The sequence below is a fragment of the Vibrio agarilyticus genome, from assembly GCF_012641465.1.
GTDB classification, from domain to species: Bacteria; Pseudomonadota; Gammaproteobacteria; order Enterobacterales; family Vibrionaceae; genus Vibrio; species Vibrio agarilyticus.
Map to the genome: position 1 here is coordinate 162,662 of NZ_JABAIK010000001.1, position 18,357 is coordinate 181,018.

Here is an 18,357-nt window from a genome sequence, read left to right on the forward strand (position 1 = left end):
GACATACGACCGTGTTAGTCCAAACGAGAAGAAAGCGTAGGCCAAGTCAGGCCCCAAGGCTGCTGCCACTGATCAATGGCGGCGCAAGCCGCAGCTGTGTGCCACAATGCGCCCATTATTTGCGACTGCCGCGGATCGCAAATAAACGAATAGTGCGCCCCCTGGTAATCAAATACCAAGGCGTAAGCATGCAAATAACCTCGGTCCGCGCTGTTATTTGCATTGTAAATCGGGTCGCCAAGAATCGGCGAACCGACCGATTTCAGCGCGACGCGAATTTGATGCGTTTTGCCTGTGTGCGGCTTACATAAAAAAAGTCGCTGTCCAGATTCTCCCGGTAACGAAAAAAACTGAGTCACGGCAGGGTTGGCTTTGGTGGCTATTAATTTCCATGCCGCGCGACGAGAGCGCTCCATATCCCCTATCACCCAACCTTGCTTTTTCTTGGGCTTTTTGCTGCCAATTGCCAAATAGAACTTGGCAATCGTTTTTTGTGCAAAAAGGCTCGATAACGCCGCCGCGGCGGATGACGAACGCGCCAAAATTAACAACCCTGATGTCATTTTATCTAAGCGGTGCACTAGATAGAGCGCAGCATCACCACTTTGCTTTGCCACTTCGGCCACCAGCATGGTGTCGCCATCGTCTTTATGAACCGAAACATTGGGATGCTTATTGATAATAATAAAATCGGGGTGAGTATAGAGAATATCGAACATAATGAATGCAGAGCCGCGTTGGGAGAGAGAATAAGCGGCCGACAGTATATCTCTATACCCAAACAACGTGAAGATGCAGCTAGGCGACAAGCGAGCAAAGCCTTTGAGCATAGAGGTTGGCTGCACTCATTGGTGCAGCCTTAACTTAAATAGAGCGAGGATGATTAGCGAATCGAAAAACGGCCAACAAGCGTATCAAGTTCATTCACTTTGCTGTTCAAACTTCCTACTGCGGTAGCGCTATCGTGCGCCAACGTCAGTGAGGTACTTGAAATCTCGCTAATGGTGGTAATGTCACTGGCAATCTCTTTGGTGACGGCGGTTTGTTCTTCCGCTGCTGTCGCAATTGAATTCACTCGGCTTTGCACATCGTTGGTACTGTCGACAATTTGCGCAAGTGCCTGAACCGCGTCTTCACTTTGGTTTACCCCAATCTCAACCAAACGGGCATTTTCTTCTGTATAGCTGACCGCTTCTTGAGTTCCGGTTTGAATGGCTTGAATAATTTCTGCAACTTCCTTGGTTGCATTGGTCGTGCGCTCTGCCAGTGCGCGAACTTCATCAGCCACTACCGCAAAACCTCGGCCAAACTCACCTGCGCGCGCCGCTTCTATTGCAGCATTCAATGCCAGTAAATTGGTTTGTTCCGCAATTTCTTCAATGACTCGAATGACACTGCCAATCTGTTCACCATGAGTACCTAGCTGGTTCATTTTTGACGACATGTCGCGCATTTGCAGTGAAACTTGCTCAACGCTATGCACCATTTCTGTAATGATTTTCAGCCCCTGCTGCGCAGCCTCTTTTGAATGATGAGAAACATCAAAAGCCGATGCCCCATGCTGCGCCACATCGGTAATCGTGTGCGTTAACTGTTCAGCGGCAGTGGCAATGAGCGTTGCCTTTTCTGCCTGCGCGCTTGCGCCTTTAACGATATCATCGCTGGTGCTCGCAATTTCTTGCGTGACCTGACCGACTTCGCCCGTGACACGCGAAATCGAACCAATAACGTCAAATAACGCGCTCTGCATCTGATTAATTGAGCTTGCCAAACTCGCTAGCTCATCGTGAGAACGATCAACAATCGCGGAAGAGGTCAAATCGCCGCGCGCGACACTCTTAGCAACCGCTTCAAGCTTTGCCAAACGAGTCACAATCGAGCGCGACAGTGTCACGGCAATGAATATGGTGATCACCAACGCAATCAACAAAATTGTCGCCGCAGAGACCGATATCATATCAACCGTCGCGGTTAATGCTTGCATACCGGTTTGGGTATCTTCACGCTCTTCTTTTGCTATTTGCTCCAATAGACGTTCATTTGGTAAAAGATGACTTGTGTAGAGGGCGGTGAGTTGCTCAATGCTCTGTTCAAGATTGGCACTCGATGATTGATTAAGTGACTGTTCAAATTGACGAGTAAAGGTTGCCATACCCTGCTCAATTTTTTCGACTTGAGCATAATCGCTTGAGCCCGGCTGTTCTAACGTTTTTAGTTCCGCGATAACACTCGCAACAACCTGTTTTTGCGCATCATAATCACGAGCAGCCATGCTTGTGCCATAAATCACCGCAATGGCATCGCGATAAACCTTACCGATTTCACTGGTGAGCGTCAGATAATTCACCACTTCAGGTATATCATCGAGCTGCATTTCAGTAGCTTCATCATGCGCTAAATCAACCTCATACCAAATTACCGCAACCATCATCAACATTAGCAAGATAACAGCTGCAAATCCTGCATAGAGTTTCTGCCCTACCGACAACTTCATCGCATTTTCCTTATGGCCAAATTGAACAAGATACATTCGGTATCATTATCGGCAGCATAAAAAAATGCTTAACATGAAAAAAGCGCAGTGATCAAATTTAGCCAAATATCCTTACATTTATCAGTAATAATTCACTTTATTCTAGAAAAATCCGTGATTTATAAATAAAAGCGCCAAGATGAATATCAAGGCATACCCAAATACAGGTATACCCCAAAAATAAAGCCCACCAAACGGCGGGCTTCAAAACAGTCGTTCAAATCAGTTAGATCACTGTCACCAAAAATATCGCAGCAATGGCAATAGGGCAGACAATGCGAACATACCAAGGCCAAATTTTCCAAAAGAGGCTGGTGGCTAACTCAGGACACCCTTGTTGCAGTTCTTGCAATAGTTTATTTCGATTCCAAACCCAACCCACAATAATCGCAAATGCCAAACCAATAAGAGGCTGCATATAAACGGTTGAGATTTCAGCGACTAAATCAAACAGCGAGCCAAAGTTAAGCGCAATAATCACGGATAAGATCAAAATAATGCCACCAATGACAAAGGTTGCGGTGCCACGTTCCATCTTAAGCTCGTCTTGCGCGCACGCCACGGGCACTTCAAGCATCGAAATTGAAGAGGTTAGCGCTGCAATCACCATCAAAATGAAAAAGCCAACCGCAAGCAGAATACCTGCGCTTCCCATGGTATCAAACATCGCTGGCAGCACAGTAAAGACCAAGTCACCCGAGCTGATAAGCTCGCCTGCATCGTTAAAAATTTCCACACCATTATGCTTTGCAACAAACATCGCTGGCAGAATCATTAAGCCTGCAGCAAAAGCGACAGCAGTGTCAATCGATGCAACTTGAGCCGCTGTTTTGGGAATATTAACGTCTTTTTTCAGGTAAGAGCCATACACCATCATAGTGCCGACACCAAGCGACAGCGAGAAGAAGGCTTGGCCCATCGCATTCACCACTAGGCTTGGCGACAGATGCGAAAAATCAGGCACAAGATACATCTTCAACCCGTCCATTGCGCCTGGCTGAGTAAAGATATACACGATCATAATGGCGAACAAGACGAAAAGAACCGGCATGAGTCGGGTTGACCATTTTTCAATACCATTGGCGACGCCTTTACGTACCACAAAGATGGTCAAAAGAGAAAATGCCAACGTTAGTAATAAATTACGACCATTACTAAAGTTGATTAGCCACTCAGCTGCGGCGCTTAATCCAAACAGCTCCAGCAGCGGCGCAATCGCAAAACCCATTAACCAACCGGCCAGAATCGAATAAAAACTGAGGATCATCGAAGCGGCAATCATGGCTATCACGCCTAAAACAGGCGCGCCAAAACGGCTATTTGTCCACACAGATTTTAACGATGCAATCGGGTTTGATTGCCCGTAACGACCAATAGTAAGTTCTGCAACCAGCATTGGAAATGCGATCAGAAATACCATTGCAAGGTAAACCACTAAAAAAGCACCACCACCGTTACTGGCAGTTTGAGTTGGGAAGCCCCATACGTTACCAAGGCCAACCGCCGAGCCGGCAGCCGCGAGAATAAAGCCAAATCGTGAGGAGAAATGGCCACGAGAATTACTTGCCATATAAAAGTACCGCTATTGTTGTTGGTTAATACAACGTCACTCAACCAAAGGTGTACAATAAAATTTACAGATCAAGTCTAAATGAGTAACGACTTACTAATGGCAAGTAAACCAGCTTTTATTTAGAATTGGAACGCCAAAGTTATATCTTTTACTGAATTAACGTCATTTTGTGATTCGTTTGGTGGTTTTTTGCACCAATGTCAACATAACCTGCGATAATCATTTCGTCCTGTCTTCAAGAAACTCGTTAATTTCTTTCCAGAGACCACAGTTCCAGCGTACTATCTAAAAACGACTTCGTTTTGAGCACGCTATGGAAAAGGTTTATCATTTCGTCACCCTCGCAGGTATCGGTTTTTATTGGCTTTTAGTCGCTGGTGTGACATTACGTGTGGTTCTAAAACGGCGCGCCGTGAGCGTCTCTCTGGCGTGGCTCATGGTGATCTACATTCTTCCCGTGCTCGGCATCGCTTGTTACTTTTTATTCGGCGAGCTCAATTTAGGCCGCAAACGTGCCGAAAGAGCCAAAATGATGTTTGGCCCTTATGGCGACTGGTTTTCCCAACTGGATGAAAACCAAGCTCACGTGACCGATGGGATTGGCCGTCATATTTATCGTATTGACTCGCTTTGCAATAATCGACTGCGCTTACCCGCGCTAAGTGGTAACCAGCTCACTCTGCAGTCCACTCCCGAGCACATTCTACGCTCGATGATAAACGACATTGACCAAGCCAAAAGTCACATTCGCATGGTGTTTTACATTTGGCACCCTGGAGGCTTGGCAGATGACGTCGCTCAAGCGTTACTGCGCGCAGCCAACCGAGGCGTCGAAATTAAACTGCTGCTCGATTCAGCAGGTAGCCCGCGTTTTTTCCGCAGTCCGTGGTATTCCATGATGCTCAATGCAGGTATTGATGTAGTGCAAGCCTTGCAAGTCAATCCATACCGCATTTTCCTTCGCCGACTCGATTTGCGCCAGCACCGTAAAATTGCGGTGATTGATGACGAAATTGCTTATACCGGCTCAATGAATCTGGTCGATCCCGCCTATTTTAAACAAGGCAGTGGTGTTGGGCAGTGGGTGGATATTATGGTGCGGATCACAGGACCAACCGTAAACGTCCTTGCCGCCATTCATAGTTGGGATTGGGAAGTCGAAACAGGTCAACGCGATCTTCCGTTAAAGCCCTCGGTCCAACTGGATGAAACGGCGCCGCCGCATCCCATTCAGGTGGTCCCTTCCGGGCCTGGAATGCCCGATTACTTAATCTCTCAAGTATTAAGTATTGCGATTCATCAGGCCAACGAATCGGTTCGTATTACGACGCCCTATTTTGTTCCAAGTGCCGATTTATTAGAGACACTCAAGATGACCGCACAACGTGGCGTCAAAGTAGAGCTGGTGATTCCACACAAAAATGACTCATTGATGGTGCAGTGGGCGTCACGGGCCTTTTATACTGAATTGATGCTTGCGGGTGTGGCCATTTACGAGTTCTACGGTGGGTTACTGCATACCAAATCCGTCGTTATTGATGAGCAGTTTTGCCTTGTAGGTACGGTTAACATGGATATGCGCAGTCTCTGGCTTAATTTTGAAGTCACTCTGGCGGTTGACGACGAAGCGTTTACCCAAGAACTTTATCAAATGCAAAGCGATTATATGACGCAATCTCATAGAGTGGATCTCACTCAGTGGAGTCAACGAGGCCTATATTCACGATTCCTTGAGCGGGTGTTTTATCTGTTTAACCCACTGCTTTAGAGCATAAGCTTGTTATCGTTTTGTTATCCAGATAAGCTCGTTATCTTAGCGAATCATCACAAGGATCACCGATGTCTCAACGTAAGCAAACCTCGCTTATCCATGCCGGACGCAGTAAGCAATGGACTCACGGCGTGGTTAATCCACCCGTTCAGCGCGCATCAACCATCATTTTTGATACGGTTGCAGAAAAAAAACAAGCCACACTCAAACGCGGGCAACAAACACTGTTTTATGGCCGCCGTGGCACTCAGACCCACTTTGCTTTGCAAGATGCCATGGTTCAACTTGAAGGCGGTGCTGGCTGCGCGCTCTACCCTTGTGGTACCGCAGCAATCACGAATGCTTTACTCTCTTTTTTAGCCACTGGTGATCATATTTTGATGGTCGACACTTGCTATGAGCCAACTCGCGCTTTTTGTGATGGTATTTTAGCGCGTATGGGGATCGCCACGACCTACTACGATCCGATGATCGGTGAGGGTATCGCGGCACTGATTCAGCCAAATACCAAAATTCTATTTTTAGAATCACCGGGCTCAATCACAATGGAAGTGCAAGACGTTCCCACTCTTGCGACAATTGCACACCAGCACGATATCATTGTGATGCTTGATAATACTTGGAGTGCCGGTTTGCATTTTGACCCTTTTGCTCACGGCGTCGATATTTCTATTCAAGCGGCCACGAAATACATTGTCGGGCACTCGGACGTCATGCTAGGTACCGCAGTTGCCACTGAGGCGCTGTGGCCCACCCTGCGCGAACAAAGTTATCTTATGGGGCAGTGCGTTTCTGCCGATGACGCTTATCTCGCGCTGCGTGGTATTCGCACCCTTTCAATGCGCATGGCGCAACACGCCAAAGCCAGCTTGGAGATTGCCCAATGGCTTGAGGCTCGCTCAGAAGTTGCCGAAGTGCGACACCCCGAATTGCCCAGTTGCCCAGGACATGAATTTTTCAAACGCGACTTTACTGGCGGAAATGGCCTATTCTCATTTGTTTTAAAGACCAGTGATGTTGCTGCAACGACCGCGCTTCTTGATGGCATGCAGCATTTTAGTATGGGATTTTCGTGGGGCGGCTACGAGAGTCTAATTCTTGCCAATGAGCCGAGCAGCTTTAACAGCTTACGCCGTGTGAGTAACCCTGATTTCGATGGCACTTTGATTCGCATTCACGTTGGACTTGAAGATCCACAAGATTTAATCGCCGATCTTGCGGCAGGATTTGAGCGATACAACAGCGTGATTATGGAGCAGCTGCACAAGTAAACTTAATCTTGGGAGTCGGCAAGGATTTCTCAGCGAAACAGATCAAACGGGTGGTATCAATATCACCCGTTTTTTGTAACCAAATAACGGCAGTGCATCAGGGAAACGTTAAACTCGGCGACAACAACAGTCAAGATCATGATCGTTCACCAATCCCGTGGCTTGCATAAAGGCATAGACAATGGTGCTGCCGATAAACTTAAAGCCACGTTTTTTTAGATCCTTTGCAATACGATCAGACAAAGGGGTTGTCGCAGGTACCGTCGTAGCCTCACTGCGCACTAAAGGAACATCATCCACATAAGCCCAGATAAACCGACTAAAGCTGCCAAACTCCTGCTGTATTTCGAGAAAGCAGCGTGCATTATTTACCGCCGCCGCAATTTTCCCGCGATGACGAATAATGCCAGGATCTTGTACCAACTGATCAATCTTGGCCTCATCGAACTGAGCCACCTTGTGCGGATCAAATTGAGCAAACGCATGACGGTAGCCCTCCCGACGGCGCAATATGGTGTACCAATTCAGGCCAGCTTGCGCAGACTCTAAAACAATAAACTCAAAAAAACGCTGATCGTCATAAACGGGCACGCCCCACTCATCATCATGATAAGCAACATAATCAGGCTTGCTTTCATCGACCCACTGACAACGCGTCATTCTACCGTTCCTTAATAATGATTTTGTATACCCGAGTGACTTCAAGATTCTGGATTCAGAGTTGACTCACTGGGCTGAGAGCAAAGCCTCTAGGCGCCATTTTATAGCCGATTAAACTCACGGTCGACCTGAAAACGCTTCGAGGTGACATACGCTTCTAAATGCTGAACTTGTCCCTCGATACGTTCAAAATCTTGCTCAAGTGTGGCAATCAAGGCTTCGGTCGACTGCCCTTGCTGCCATGGCTTATTTTTCAATGTGTGGGTTTGCTTGTGCTGCGCGGTCGCACTTTGCTCTGTGGGCGCTGGCTCTAACATAAAGCTCAGCGCCACGTAAGCTAGCAAGGTGATCAACGCGCCCCCAAGTAAGGTCAAAGAAATGCAGATGATGCGCACCAGCCACACTTCAATATTGAAGTAGTTCGCGATGCCCGCACACACGCCAGACAACATGCCACGCGAAGAGTCGCGATACAGTGTTCTATCACTCATAACGTCCTCTCCAATTCGGTGTCTCTGCATCTAAGATTCGCTCTAAACTATCCACTCGAGCTTGCAGCGCTTGCGCTTTGGCTGCCAGCGTATCGAGCCGCATGCGATCCTCGTTTGATAACCCGACATTGGATTTACGCTTGCTGCGGTAATGTAAAAACAACCATAACGGCGCAACGAAGATCAAAAAGACAATCAAAGGGCCGATGATTAAACCAGCAGACATAGCTTACTCCTTATTTCACTAACGATAGCGTTTCACTAACCGTCGAATTATTTTGAATCATCCGCTTGCTGCATCGTCGCTTTAAGCTTGGCCAGCTCTTTTTCAATTTCATCTTGCGCTTGCAGCTCAGCGAACTCTTGATCTAACGATTTCGCACTCGTGGTTTGGCCAAACACATCTGCCTGCGCTTCAAGCTCATCGACCTTACGCGAGTATTGTTCAAATTTTGCCATCGCTTCGTTGGTACGATTTTGGTCCAACTGCTTTTGCACTGTGCGACGATTCGTGGCCGCCTGGCTGCGAATTGCTAGTGCTTGCTGTTTCGCCCGTGTCTCGGCAATTTTGGTTTCAAGTTTGCCAATCTCACCACTTAGCTTCGCAATCGTCTCGTCGACCAAAGTTTGCTCTGTGTGTAAGCCCTTAATCAATTGTTCTAGCTTTTGTTTTTCGATAAGTGCGGCACGAGCCAAATCTTCACGCTGTTTTGTTAGCGCTAAGGTCGCTTTTTGCTGCCAATCATCAATGTGCTGCTGCATCGCGTCTACTTTACGCGCCAGCTCTTTTTTATCTGCAAGGGCTTTGGCTGAATTGGTTCGCACTTCAACCAACGTATCTTCCATCTCTTGAATGATAAGACGGATCATTTTTTCTGGATCTTCCGCTTTGTCCAAAAGTGCGCTGATGTTTGAATTTACGATGTCAGCAAAACGAGAAAAAATACCCATGGTCACTCTCCTAAATCAGTTTATTTCATCGATACGGTATCGATTCATAGCGTATCGATTAACGTAATATCAATTAACGTGCCAACTATTTATTTTCCTTTAATTTTAATACTTTAACTAAATTCAATATCTAATCTCAACGTTTAAAGGAGTCAGCGACCTTCAAGCAGTAACATTTATTACCAATAATTGGCTATTTTCGTCACTTATTGGTAAATTTTACTAAATTTGAACGTAAAAAAGAGCCTCATCGTGAAGCAAACGTTAATTGGCGAATCTCCCTCTTTTCTTGAAGTGCTAGACCAAGTTTCTCGTCTTGCGCCAATTGAGCGCCCTGTGCTGATTATCGGCGAACGAGGAACGGGTAAAGAGCTCATCGCTCAGCGACTTCATTATTTGTCTCAGCGATGGGATAAGCCTTTAGTCACGCTCAATTGCGCTGCATTAAATGAGCATTTAGTCGATTCAGAGCTTTTTGGCCATGAAGCTGGCGCGTTTACTGGCGCGAAAGGAACTCACTCAGGTCGATTTGAGCGCGCCGAAGGCGGCACCTTATTTTTAGATGAATTGGCCACCACAACGGCCACGGTACAAGAAAAGCTATTACGCGTCATTGAATACGGTGAATACGAGCGTGTCGGCGGCCATCGTGCTCGCCGCGCCGATGTACGATTGATTTGTGCAACCAACGCTAACTTGCCTGAGATGGCAGAATCGGGTGACTTTCGTGCCGACCTCCTTGATAGGCTGGCATTCGATGTTATCTTGCTGCCACCACTACGCCACCGACGTGAAGATATTATGCTGCTCGCGGAACACTACGCAATCAAGATGTGTCGAGAGCTGGCTTTAGATTATTTTGTTGGTTTTAGCGATAATGCCAAACACGCGCTCCTCACCTATTCATGGCCTGGTAATGTTCGAGAGCTAAAAAATGTGGTTGAGCGTGCTATCTATCATCATGGCCAAAATAAACAGCCGATTGATGCACTTCGATTTAACCCATTTCAAGCTAGCTGGCAAACAACGTCTCAAACACCCCAGCGTATTGACGCTGATGCTTTCGAAAACCCACCTCAAAATCAAACACAAACAGCGCTTGCCAAGCAACCCATTCAAACAACGACTTTTCCCATCGATTTCAAACAGTGGCAAGCGCAGCAAGAACACAAATTGGTTAGCGAGGCACTCAAGGCCTGTCAGTTTAATCAAAAAGTTGCCGCAGAGCTGCTTGGCCTTAACTACAATCAACTACGTGGGCTGGTTCGCAAACACCAGCTGGTCGGAAGATAAAGCACCCTATACCCAAACAACTTGAAGTTGCAGGTAGGCGGCAAGCGAGCAAAGCCTCTGAGCATAGACGAGCTATGTGATGAGGTTTGTGAGAGCCAGCCAACAACGCTGCAACTTCAAGTGGAAAGGGTATATACCTAAACAATGTATACCCATATATACAACGGTAACTTAGTTTTCACCCGCGTAATAAGCCACATAGATAATTTTCTATTTGGTCAAGCGCAGTGAAAATGATAAATTAGCTGGATCGTGTTTGCGATCTGGCCATCAGCGAACTTATCATCACACACGTATTCGTCTATGAACCTTTTCAATAAGCTGTGCCTAGGACTCCTTGGTCTTGCTTTCCTCACCGCCTGCAGTGACGAGCGAGAACACCGTAATGTCCATCAAAGTGGCTTCGTGTTTTGCGGTCAAAGTGATCCTGAGACGTTTAATCCACAACTCGTCGATAGCGGCGTCACTGCCGAAACCTTGGGCTCGCAACTCTATGATACGTTGCTAACCATTGACCCAATTTCATTTCAGCCGCGAGCGAGTATCGCAACCGAATGGCAGAGCAATCATGCAGGTACTGAATACCTACTGACCCTGCGTGATGACGTCAAATTTCAAACCACCCCTTGGTTTACACCAACGCGCCCCTTAAATGCGAGCGATGTGGTGTTCAGCTTTGAGCGGATCATCAATAAAGCAGCCCCCTACCACAACATCGGTGGTGGGCTTTATCCGTGGTTTAGCCGCATCAATTTTGCCACTTTTGTGCAGAATGTTGAGGCAATCAATGATCGCCAAGTTAAATTTACTCTCACGCGGCCTAACTTTGCTTTTCTCTCAACGTTAGCAACACCGCACAGCGCCATTTTATCGTCAGAATACGCGCAGTATTTACGCCAAAATGACCAAATGGCGCAACTCGATAAGCTCCCTGTTGGTTCTGGCCCGTTTTTACTCGTCGAGCACAAAGCCAATGATTACATTCGCCTCAAACGCCATGTCGATCACTGGCGCGGTAAAGCCGTGATGAAGCAAATGGTGCTTGATGTGTCTCAACGTGGTACTGGCACGCTTGCCAAACTCATGCGCGAAGAGTGCGATGTGCTTAGCACACCGCTTGCCAGTCAATTACACGCAATTCAGCGCCACCCTAATTTACTACTCAGCGCGGTTCCTGCGATGAATGTCGCCTTTGTCGCGATTAACACTCGTCACCCTGCACTAGCGGATGTTCGCGTGCGCCAAGCCCTGAGTTTCGCCATTAACCGTCAGCGCTTATTGGAATCGGTCTATTATGGCGCTGGGATCGCGGCAACGACTTTGCTGCCGCCAAATTCTTGGGCTTATCAAAAAGATCAGCGCCAAGTGCATTATGATAGAGAACACGCCATCGCACTCCTTGATGAAGCGGGGTATGGCGATGGCCTTGCGCTATCGATGTGGGTGCCACTGACACCACGAGCGTATAACCCAAGCCCCCATAAAGCCGCCGAGCTTATTCAAGCGAATTTGGCCGATATTGGCATCCGTTTAACGCTATTCACTGACGATCGCGCCGAGCGAAAAGATCTTCAGCACACTCAAGAGGCCGATCTCTTCTTGACCGGCTGGATAGCCGATACTGGTGAGCCAGACAGTATTTTACGTCCGTTACTCTCTTGTAGCTCGCAACATGCTGGGTTGAATGTCTCGATGTGGTGTAATGATGATTTTGATTTCTTGCTCGATTTGGCTTTGGAGACTAAGGAACAGCGCTATCGCGTTAATCTTTACTACCAAGTGCAGAATTTACTCAATCAGGAATTTCCTGTGATCCCACTTGCCCACGGCATGCAGCAGCAAGTCCATCACCGATCTTTGATTGGCATTAAATCAAGCCCCTTTCATGCGCTTCCTTTTCACAACGTTGAGAGACTTTACTAATGCTGTTTTACGCAGTCCGACGTTTTAACCTGTTTATTATTACGTTACTTATCCTCACTTTAGTGGGTTTTTCCCTGCTGAGGCTCGAACCCAATTCTACCTGGGCGGAGCTGAGCTTTTGGCAAGGTTGGCAACATTACCTCAGCTCGCTGCTGCAACTCGATTTTGGTGTCAGTAAAAACGGCGAACCGATTTATCAGCAACTGAAAGTGGTATTTCCTGCAACGTTAGAGCTCTGTTTTGTGGCTTTTGTGATTGCGCTTTTCGTTGGGATCCCAACTGGCACTATTGCAGGAATGCGTCAGGGCAAGTGGATTGATACCACCATTTCGTTCATCTCGATGTCGGGCTATTCAGCGCCTATTTTTTGGGTTGCGCTACTTGCTATCATGTTCTTTTCTTTGCAACTGGGTTGGTTTCCTGTTTCGGGTCGTTATGATTTACTGCTTGAAGTCCCTTACGTTACAGGCTTTGCCTTGGTCGATGCATTTATGGTAAAAGGCGCGACTCGCGCTGCGGCAATAAGCAGTACGCTTGATCATATTATGTTACCCAGCCTAGTGCTCGCTCTTACGCCAACCACACAGGTGATTGGCTTAATGCGTGCCTCTGTTGCGGACGTGATGCGACAAAACTACATTCGCGCCGCGCGCATAAAAGGGCTTTCCACTTGGAGCATTGTGATGGAGCATGTCTTGCGTAACGCAATTCCACCCATCATCCCTAAAGTGGGAGTGCAACTTTCAAGTATGCTCACATTGGCTATTGTGACTGAGTCTATTTTCAACTGGCCCGGTATCGGCCGCTGGTTACTCGATGCGCTCGCAGCGCAAGATTACGTCGCGATCCAAGCCGGTGTCATGGTTGTGGCCACACTCGTGCTGGTCGCCAATATCTTTTCTGATTTGATTGGCGCTATGGTGAATCCGCTGGTGCGTAAGGAGTGGTATGCTAACCGATAACGTCTATCAAGAAGAGCGAATACCGACTCAACGCGAGCGTTTTTGGCGTAACTTTCGCGCGAATAATTTAGCGATGTTCGGGTTATGGTGCTTAATTTTACTCATCATAATTACCCTACTGTCGCCTTGGATCATGCCGCATGATCCCTTTGCCCATTCCAGCCATTTACTGCGCCCACCATCATGGAGTCCTGATGGTACCATTGAGTATTTCTTGGGTACCGACGATCTGGGCCGCGATATTTTATCGCGTCTTATCGATGGTTCTCGTATCACTTTTGGCAGCGCGGTGCTAATTACATTGGTGGCAGCAATCATTGGCTGTGGTGTTGGTGTGCTTGCTGGCATGACCAAAGGGCTGCTCTCGAGCACTCTAAATCACCTGCTTGATACTGTGATGTCGATACCTTCGCTGCTATTGGCGATCATCTTCGTCGCTTTTATGGGCGTAGGTGAATACACCGTCATGCTGGCGATCTGCTTAGCACTGATCCCCCGTTTTATTCGCTCCATTTATTTGGCCGTGCACAACGAAGTCGAAAAAGATTATGTAATGGCCGCTCGACTCGATGGCGCCGATGATGTTTACCTCTTGTCGCACGCAATTTTCCCCAATGTGCTACCTATCATTGCCACTGAACTGACGCTAGCCTTCTCTGTTGCCATTCTCGATATCACCGCGCTCGGCTTTTTGGGCTTAGGCGCCCAGCCACCAAGCACCGAATGGGGTGCGATGCTGGGCGACTCTGTAGAACTCATTTATTTGGCGCCATGGACCGTGACTCTACCTGGTCTGACGATTATGTTTACGGTGATTATTATCAACTTGGTGGGTGAAGGCGTTCGCCGCGCGCTCAATATGGGGACAGAATAATGCCGCTGTTAGATATTCGTCATCTGACGATTGAAATTGAGACACCTCAAGGCATGGTTCGCGCAGTCGACCGCATGAGCCTCACGCTAAATGAAGGCGAAATTCGCGGTTTGGTTGGTGAGTCTGGCTCTGGTAAAAGCTTAGTGGCAAAAGCCATTGTCGGGGTCTGCAAAGACAACTGGAAAATCACCGCAGACCGCATGCGATTGGGAAGCATTGATTTACTCCAGTTATCACCGAAAGAGCGGCGTAAAGTGATCGCACGCGAGATCGCGATGATATTTCAAGAACCTTCAACCTGTTTAGACCCTTCAGAGCAGGTGGGCCACCAGCTGATTGAAGCGATTCCTTCAAGTGCCTTTGAAGGACGCTGGTGGCAGAGATTGCGCTGGCGCAAAAAGCGCGCGATCGCGCTTTTGCATAAAGTCGGCATCAAAGATCACAAAAGACTCATGAGCAGTTATGCCTATGAACTGACCGATGGTGAATGTCAAAAAGTGATGATTGCGATGGCCATCGCCAACAATCCGAAATTGTTAATCGCCGATGAGCCTACCAACGATTTGGACGCCATCACTCAATCGCAAATTTTGCGCTTGCTGAGTCGAATGAATCAGCTCAACAACACCACCATCATGCTTATTGGCCATGATTTAACCACCATCACGCAATGGGCTGACCGCATTACAGTGATGTATTGTGGTCAATCGGTGGAGTCCGCTGATACCAACAAAATCTTAAGTGAGCCCAAGCACCCTTACACGGTTGCGCTGCTTCAGGCGATGCCCGATTTTACTAACTGGATCCCCCACAAGCAGAAATTACCTTCTCTGCCCGGCGCGATTCCATTACTGCAACACCTTCCTATTGGTTGTCGGCTCGGTCCTCGCTGCCCATATGCTCAGCGCCAATGTGTCGAAATACCCTATGCGCGACGCATCAAAAACCATAAATTTAGCTGTCATTTCCCGCTTAATATGGAGAAGAATGGATGAGCGCGTTACTTGAAGTCGATAATTTATCGAAGAGTTTTATTACTCGCTCTGGGCTATTCCGCCGCAAAGTGCAGCACGCAGTGAAACCTGTCAGCTTCACGCTAGAAGCGGGACAAACGATTGGGTTTATGGGACAAAACGGGTCTGGCAAATCCACTCTCGCGCGAATGCTCGCAGGCATGGTTGAGCCATCATCAGGAGAAATCCGTGTTAATGGTGAACCATTAGCTCATCGAGATTACTCCACTCGCTGCAAGCTGATTCGAATGATCTTTCAAGATCCAAACACTTCGCTCAACCCGCGCATTCCGATAGGGCGTATTTTAGAGGGTCCGCTTAAGCGAAATACTAATATGACGGCAGAAGCGCGTATGCAACGAATTAAAAGTGTCTTAATTCGTGTCGGGCTTTTGCCGGAACATGCGTATTTTTACCCACAAATGTTGGCGACCGGACAAAAACAGCGTGTCTGCCTTGCTCGTGCGTTAATTCTACAGCCCTCAATCATCATTGCCGACGAAGCATTAAACGGCCTTGATATGGCGATGCGCTCGCAGATCATCAACCTTTTTCTTGAGCTGCAAGAAGAGATGGGCGTTGCATTTATTTACGTTTCACAGCATATCGGCGTCATCAAGCACATTACAGATCAAGTGATGGTGATGCATGAAGGTGAAGTGGTTGAGGCTGGTGAAACACAAAAAGTACTGACATCGCCGGAGCACCCCGTCACACAGCGCTTGATTGAAAGTCACTTTTATCGCGCGCCAAACCACAGCTACGGTACAAAATAAAAAAAACGCTCGAGTATCACTCGAGCGTTTTTTATTACCAAAAGCACAAATGCGCTTAGACTTAAACCAATTCGGTTTGTAGCCAAGGCCAACCCTGCTTCTTACGGCTTAGGGTGTTTTCCATCATCAGCATGCCGTCTTGCTCGTGCTTGTTCAGTTTCTCTGACCATTCACCTTTGTGCAGCAGACGAGTTTTTGCCGTAGTGATGTCTGTTAGCATCAGTGCGGCAAAAGCCAAACCTTCTTCGTTACAACGACGCTCAAGATCCGCTTCTAGTGCGTCAATCATTGCATCGACTTGCTCAAGTGTCGCCAACTCAACTTGACCAACGACAACGTCACGACCATTAAATGGGTAACCTTTAAGATCTTTTTCAACAAGCTCAGCGGCGCTTAGCCCTTCGATGTTCGTTTTGGCAATCAACAAATCTTTAATGAAGGCATCAATATCAGCAACGTCGGCGATCACAGCCAATTCCGCAACCGCGTCTTTGTCTTTTTGAGTGCACGTTGGCGACGCAAAACCCACAGTGTCTGACAAAATCGCAGACATCATCAATTTGGCAATCATTGGCGTGATTTCATGGCCTTCAATCTTAAACATATTGAACAGGACGGTGTTGGTACAGCCAACAGGCCAAATCCATGCTTCCATCGGGTTGACTGTCATTACATCACCAAGGCGGTGATGGTCAACGATACCCAAAATTTCAGCCTCGGTGATGTCATCCGGAGCCTGAGCCAAATCTGAATAGTCAACCAACCATACTTTTTCGCCCGCAACCTGTGTGCGTAGCTCTGGTGCAGTTGCGCCTGCAACATCAAGAATGTGCTGAGTTTCACGGTTGATCTCGCCTTGACGAATTGGCATTGCCGCTTCACCACGGGCTTTGAGTAGTTCAGTAGCCACGATAGCGCTACAGATGCTATCACTGTCTGGGTTCTTATGACCTACAACTAGAATCATCGATTTTTCCTATTCATTGGTTTCAAGCTTGGCGCACCAAGCTAGGTTGCTCACGAAGGCGAAAATTTTACCTAAAAAATCACAATTGTCATTGAATTTATACACAAGATCATTGGCGCAGCAGCAAAGCTGCGCTTTATATACCCAAGTGACTTCAAGATGCTGGTCGGCAGCAAACAAGCAAAATACACGCGCCACTTATTCTTTGACAAAGCAGATCACCGGCTCTTTTGCACCAGCACTATGCCCCCGTTTGTACGCCAATTTTCGCTCATCTTCGTTTAAATGTTCTAACGGCAACGGCTGCACACGCACAAAGTAGCTATCTAAACGAGAGCTTGCTGGGATTGGTGGTTTCTCGGAAAAAAATGGCACAACTTTCGCAATTTTTAAGCGACTATCGCGTGCAAGTAATGCGTGATCTAACGCACCAGCTTGGTCAACGTGATAATTTCCTGCAATATGATAAATCGGCGTATCGACATAGCTCGCCTGCAACATGCTCTCAGCCATGGTCGCATCCCAAGTAATTTGAGCTTGGTACAGCTGCTCGTAACGCGGGCTGGGGTTTTCACCAGACGCCAGCCCCATCAGCTGCATAAACTGAGTTTTGTACGGGCGCGACTGGGTATTAATTTCACTTGCCAATAATGCTCTATCGCTTAATGAAAGAGACTCAATATAACGGTCACCATGACGGCCAATGCATTTGACCATATTTCGTGGTGCATTAGCGGCAATCACGTCTCGATTGTACGCTTTGGCAATTTCAACAATGCCACGGTAGTCACTTTTGTAATTTGGCCAAGCATTCGCCTGCTCAAGAAACAGCGCTTCTCCTATCTCCCCCTTAATGTAGTTTGAGACTATCGCTTGCTTGTCGCGCGAGAACTGCTCCATGGATAACTGGACCGGCGCGACTTGAACCATCTGGTAAAATAAATCCGTCTGAAGACGGTGAATTCCGGGATGACTATGATATTCACCAACCAAAATAATATCGTAGTGGGCAAGTTGTTGCGCTAATTGCGTTGTCGTGCCGATCTCACCATTTTGACCATACACTTGATAATCATAAAGCGTATTCAATGGATCGGGGGTTTTAGATTCAATCGGAGCGTAATTGGGCGCAGTTACGCAACCCGATAACGTAACAAGAATAATAGGAATGATCGCGGTGCGAAGCATCAAAATAACCTCATTAGGGATATGAAAACCCAGTCACTATAATGAGAATTATTTTTATTATCAACAATCAAAAATTGAAAAGAATTGTGCTCTAGTCGCCGCGATATCACT

General features: G+C 47.3%; 17 protein-coding genes. 8 read left to right on the forward strand and 9 right to left on the reverse strand.

Features of this window, described 5'->3' with window-relative positions; genetic code table 11:
* Positions 1–14: 14 nt before the first annotated feature.
* The 3 genes from HGP28_RS00700 to HGP28_RS00710 all read right to left on the reverse strand — a co-directional run bounded on the left by HGP28_RS00700 (position 15) and on the right by HGP28_RS00710 (position 4,103).
* Positions 15–719, reverse strand: a complete 705-nt coding sequence (locus tag HGP28_RS00700) for a TIGR01621 family pseudouridine synthase (RefSeq protein ID WP_168834508.1) — start codon at positions 717–719, stop codon at positions 15–17.
* Between the two features lie 164 nt (positions 720–883).
* Positions 884–2,494: a methyl-accepting chemotaxis protein gene (locus HGP28_RS00705; protein WP_168834509.1), complete on the reverse strand. Its 1,611-nt coding sequence runs from the start codon at positions 2,492–2,494 to the stop codon at positions 884–886.
* A 265-nt stretch (positions 2,495–2,759) separates the two neighbouring features.
* Positions 2,760–4,103 carry a sodium-dependent transporter gene (locus tag HGP28_RS00710; protein WP_168834510.1) on the reverse strand — a complete coding sequence of 448 codons (1,344 nt, stop codon included), beginning with the start codon at positions 4,101–4,103 and terminating at the stop codon, positions 2,760–2,762.
* Between the two features lie 316 nt (positions 4,104–4,419).
* Between HGP28_RS00710 and cls the strand changes: the two genes are divergently transcribed.
* Both cls and HGP28_RS00720 read left to right on the forward strand, forming a co-directional pair.
* On the forward strand, positions 4,420–5,874 hold the full coding sequence (cls, locus tag HGP28_RS00715) for a cardiolipin synthase (protein WP_168834511.1): 1,455 nt from the start codon (positions 4,420–4,422) through the stop codon (positions 5,872–5,874).
* A 71-nt stretch (positions 5,875–5,945) separates the two neighbouring features.
* On the forward strand, positions 5,946–7,148 hold the full coding sequence (locus HGP28_RS00720) for a cystathionine beta-lyase (RefSeq protein WP_168834512.1): 1,203 nt from the start codon (positions 5,946–5,948) through the stop codon (positions 7,146–7,148).
* Positions 7,149–7,256: 108 nt separating this feature from the next.
* On the opposite strand, the gene HGP28_RS00725 is transcribed toward HGP28_RS00720, so the two are convergent.
* The 4 genes from HGP28_RS00725 to pspA all read right to left on the reverse strand — a co-directional run bounded on the left by HGP28_RS00725 (position 7,257) and on the right by pspA (position 9,250).
* Complete coding sequence (locus tag HGP28_RS00725; RefSeq protein ID WP_168834513.1) at positions 7,257–7,808, reverse strand: DNA-3-methyladenine glycosylase I; 552 nt, start codon at positions 7,806–7,808, stop codon at positions 7,257–7,259.
* Between the two features lie 101 nt (positions 7,809–7,909).
* On the reverse strand, positions 7,910–8,299 hold the full coding sequence (gene pspC, locus HGP28_RS00730; RefSeq protein ID WP_168834514.1) for an envelope stress response membrane protein PspC: 390 nt from the start codon (positions 8,297–8,299) through the stop codon (positions 7,910–7,912).
* On the reverse strand, positions 8,292–8,525 hold the full coding sequence (pspB, locus tag HGP28_RS00735) for an envelope stress response membrane protein PspB (RefSeq protein WP_168834515.1): 234 nt from the start codon (positions 8,523–8,525) through the stop codon (positions 8,292–8,294). Before pspB ends, pspC begins: the two co-directional genes overlap by 8 nt.
* A gap of 47 nt (positions 8,526–8,572) precedes the next feature.
* The gene (pspA, locus tag HGP28_RS00740) at positions 8,573–9,250 is read right to left on the reverse strand and encodes a phage shock protein PspA (RefSeq protein ID WP_168834516.1); all 678 of its coding nucleotides are present in this window, start codon (positions 9,248–9,250) and stop codon (positions 8,573–8,575) included.
* Between the two features lie 294 nt (positions 9,251–9,544).
* Between pspA and pspF the strand changes: the two genes are divergently transcribed.
* The 6 genes from pspF to HGP28_RS00770 all read left to right on the forward strand — a co-directional run bounded on the left by pspF (position 9,545) and on the right by HGP28_RS00770 (position 16,091).
* Positions 9,545–10,543, forward strand: coding sequence for a phage shock protein operon transcriptional activator (gene pspF, locus HGP28_RS00745; RefSeq protein WP_439333808.1), 999 nt, complete (start codon positions 9,545–9,547; stop codon positions 10,541–10,543).
* A 303-nt stretch (positions 10,544–10,846) separates the two neighbouring features.
* Positions 10,847–12,466, forward strand: a complete 1,620-nt coding sequence (locus tag HGP28_RS00750; protein ID WP_168834518.1) for an ABC transporter substrate-binding protein — start codon at positions 10,847–10,849, stop codon at positions 12,464–12,466.
* Positions 12,466–13,428 carry an ABC transporter permease gene (locus HGP28_RS00755; RefSeq protein WP_168834519.1) on the forward strand — a complete coding sequence of 321 codons (963 nt, stop codon included), beginning with the start codon at positions 12,466–12,468 and terminating at the stop codon, positions 13,426–13,428. The genes HGP28_RS00750 and HGP28_RS00755 overlap by 1 nt, the downstream gene beginning before the upstream one ends.
* Complete coding sequence (gene sapC, locus HGP28_RS00760; RefSeq protein ID WP_168834520.1) at positions 13,415–14,302, forward strand: putrescine export ABC transporter permease SapC; 888 nt, start codon at positions 13,415–13,417, stop codon at positions 14,300–14,302. Before HGP28_RS00755 ends, sapC begins: the two co-directional genes overlap by 14 nt.
* Positions 14,302–15,297: a peptide ABC transporter ATP-binding protein gene (locus HGP28_RS00765; RefSeq protein WP_168834521.1), complete on the forward strand. Its 996-nt coding sequence runs from the start codon at positions 14,302–14,304 to the stop codon at positions 15,295–15,297. Before sapC ends, HGP28_RS00765 begins: the two co-directional genes overlap by 1 nt.
* Positions 15,294–16,091 (forward strand): peptide ABC transporter ATP-binding protein, encoded by a 798-nt coding sequence (locus tag HGP28_RS00770; RefSeq protein WP_168834522.1) that lies wholly within the window; start codon positions 15,294–15,296, stop codon positions 16,089–16,091. Before HGP28_RS00765 ends, HGP28_RS00770 begins: the two co-directional genes overlap by 4 nt.
* Positions 16,092–16,152: 61 nt before the next feature.
* Here the strand turns inward: HGP28_RS00770 and HGP28_RS00775 are convergent, their stop codons facing one another.
* Positions 16,153–17,058, reverse strand: a complete 906-nt coding sequence (locus HGP28_RS00775; RefSeq protein ID WP_168834523.1) for a manganese-dependent inorganic pyrophosphatase — start codon at positions 17,056–17,058, stop codon at positions 16,153–16,155.
* A 198-nt stretch (positions 17,059–17,256) separates the two neighbouring features.
* Positions 17,257–18,246, reverse strand: a complete 990-nt coding sequence (locus HGP28_RS00780) for a ChaN family lipoprotein (RefSeq protein WP_246225502.1) — start codon at positions 18,244–18,246, stop codon at positions 17,257–17,259.
* Positions 18,247–18,357: the final 111 nt, after the last annotated feature.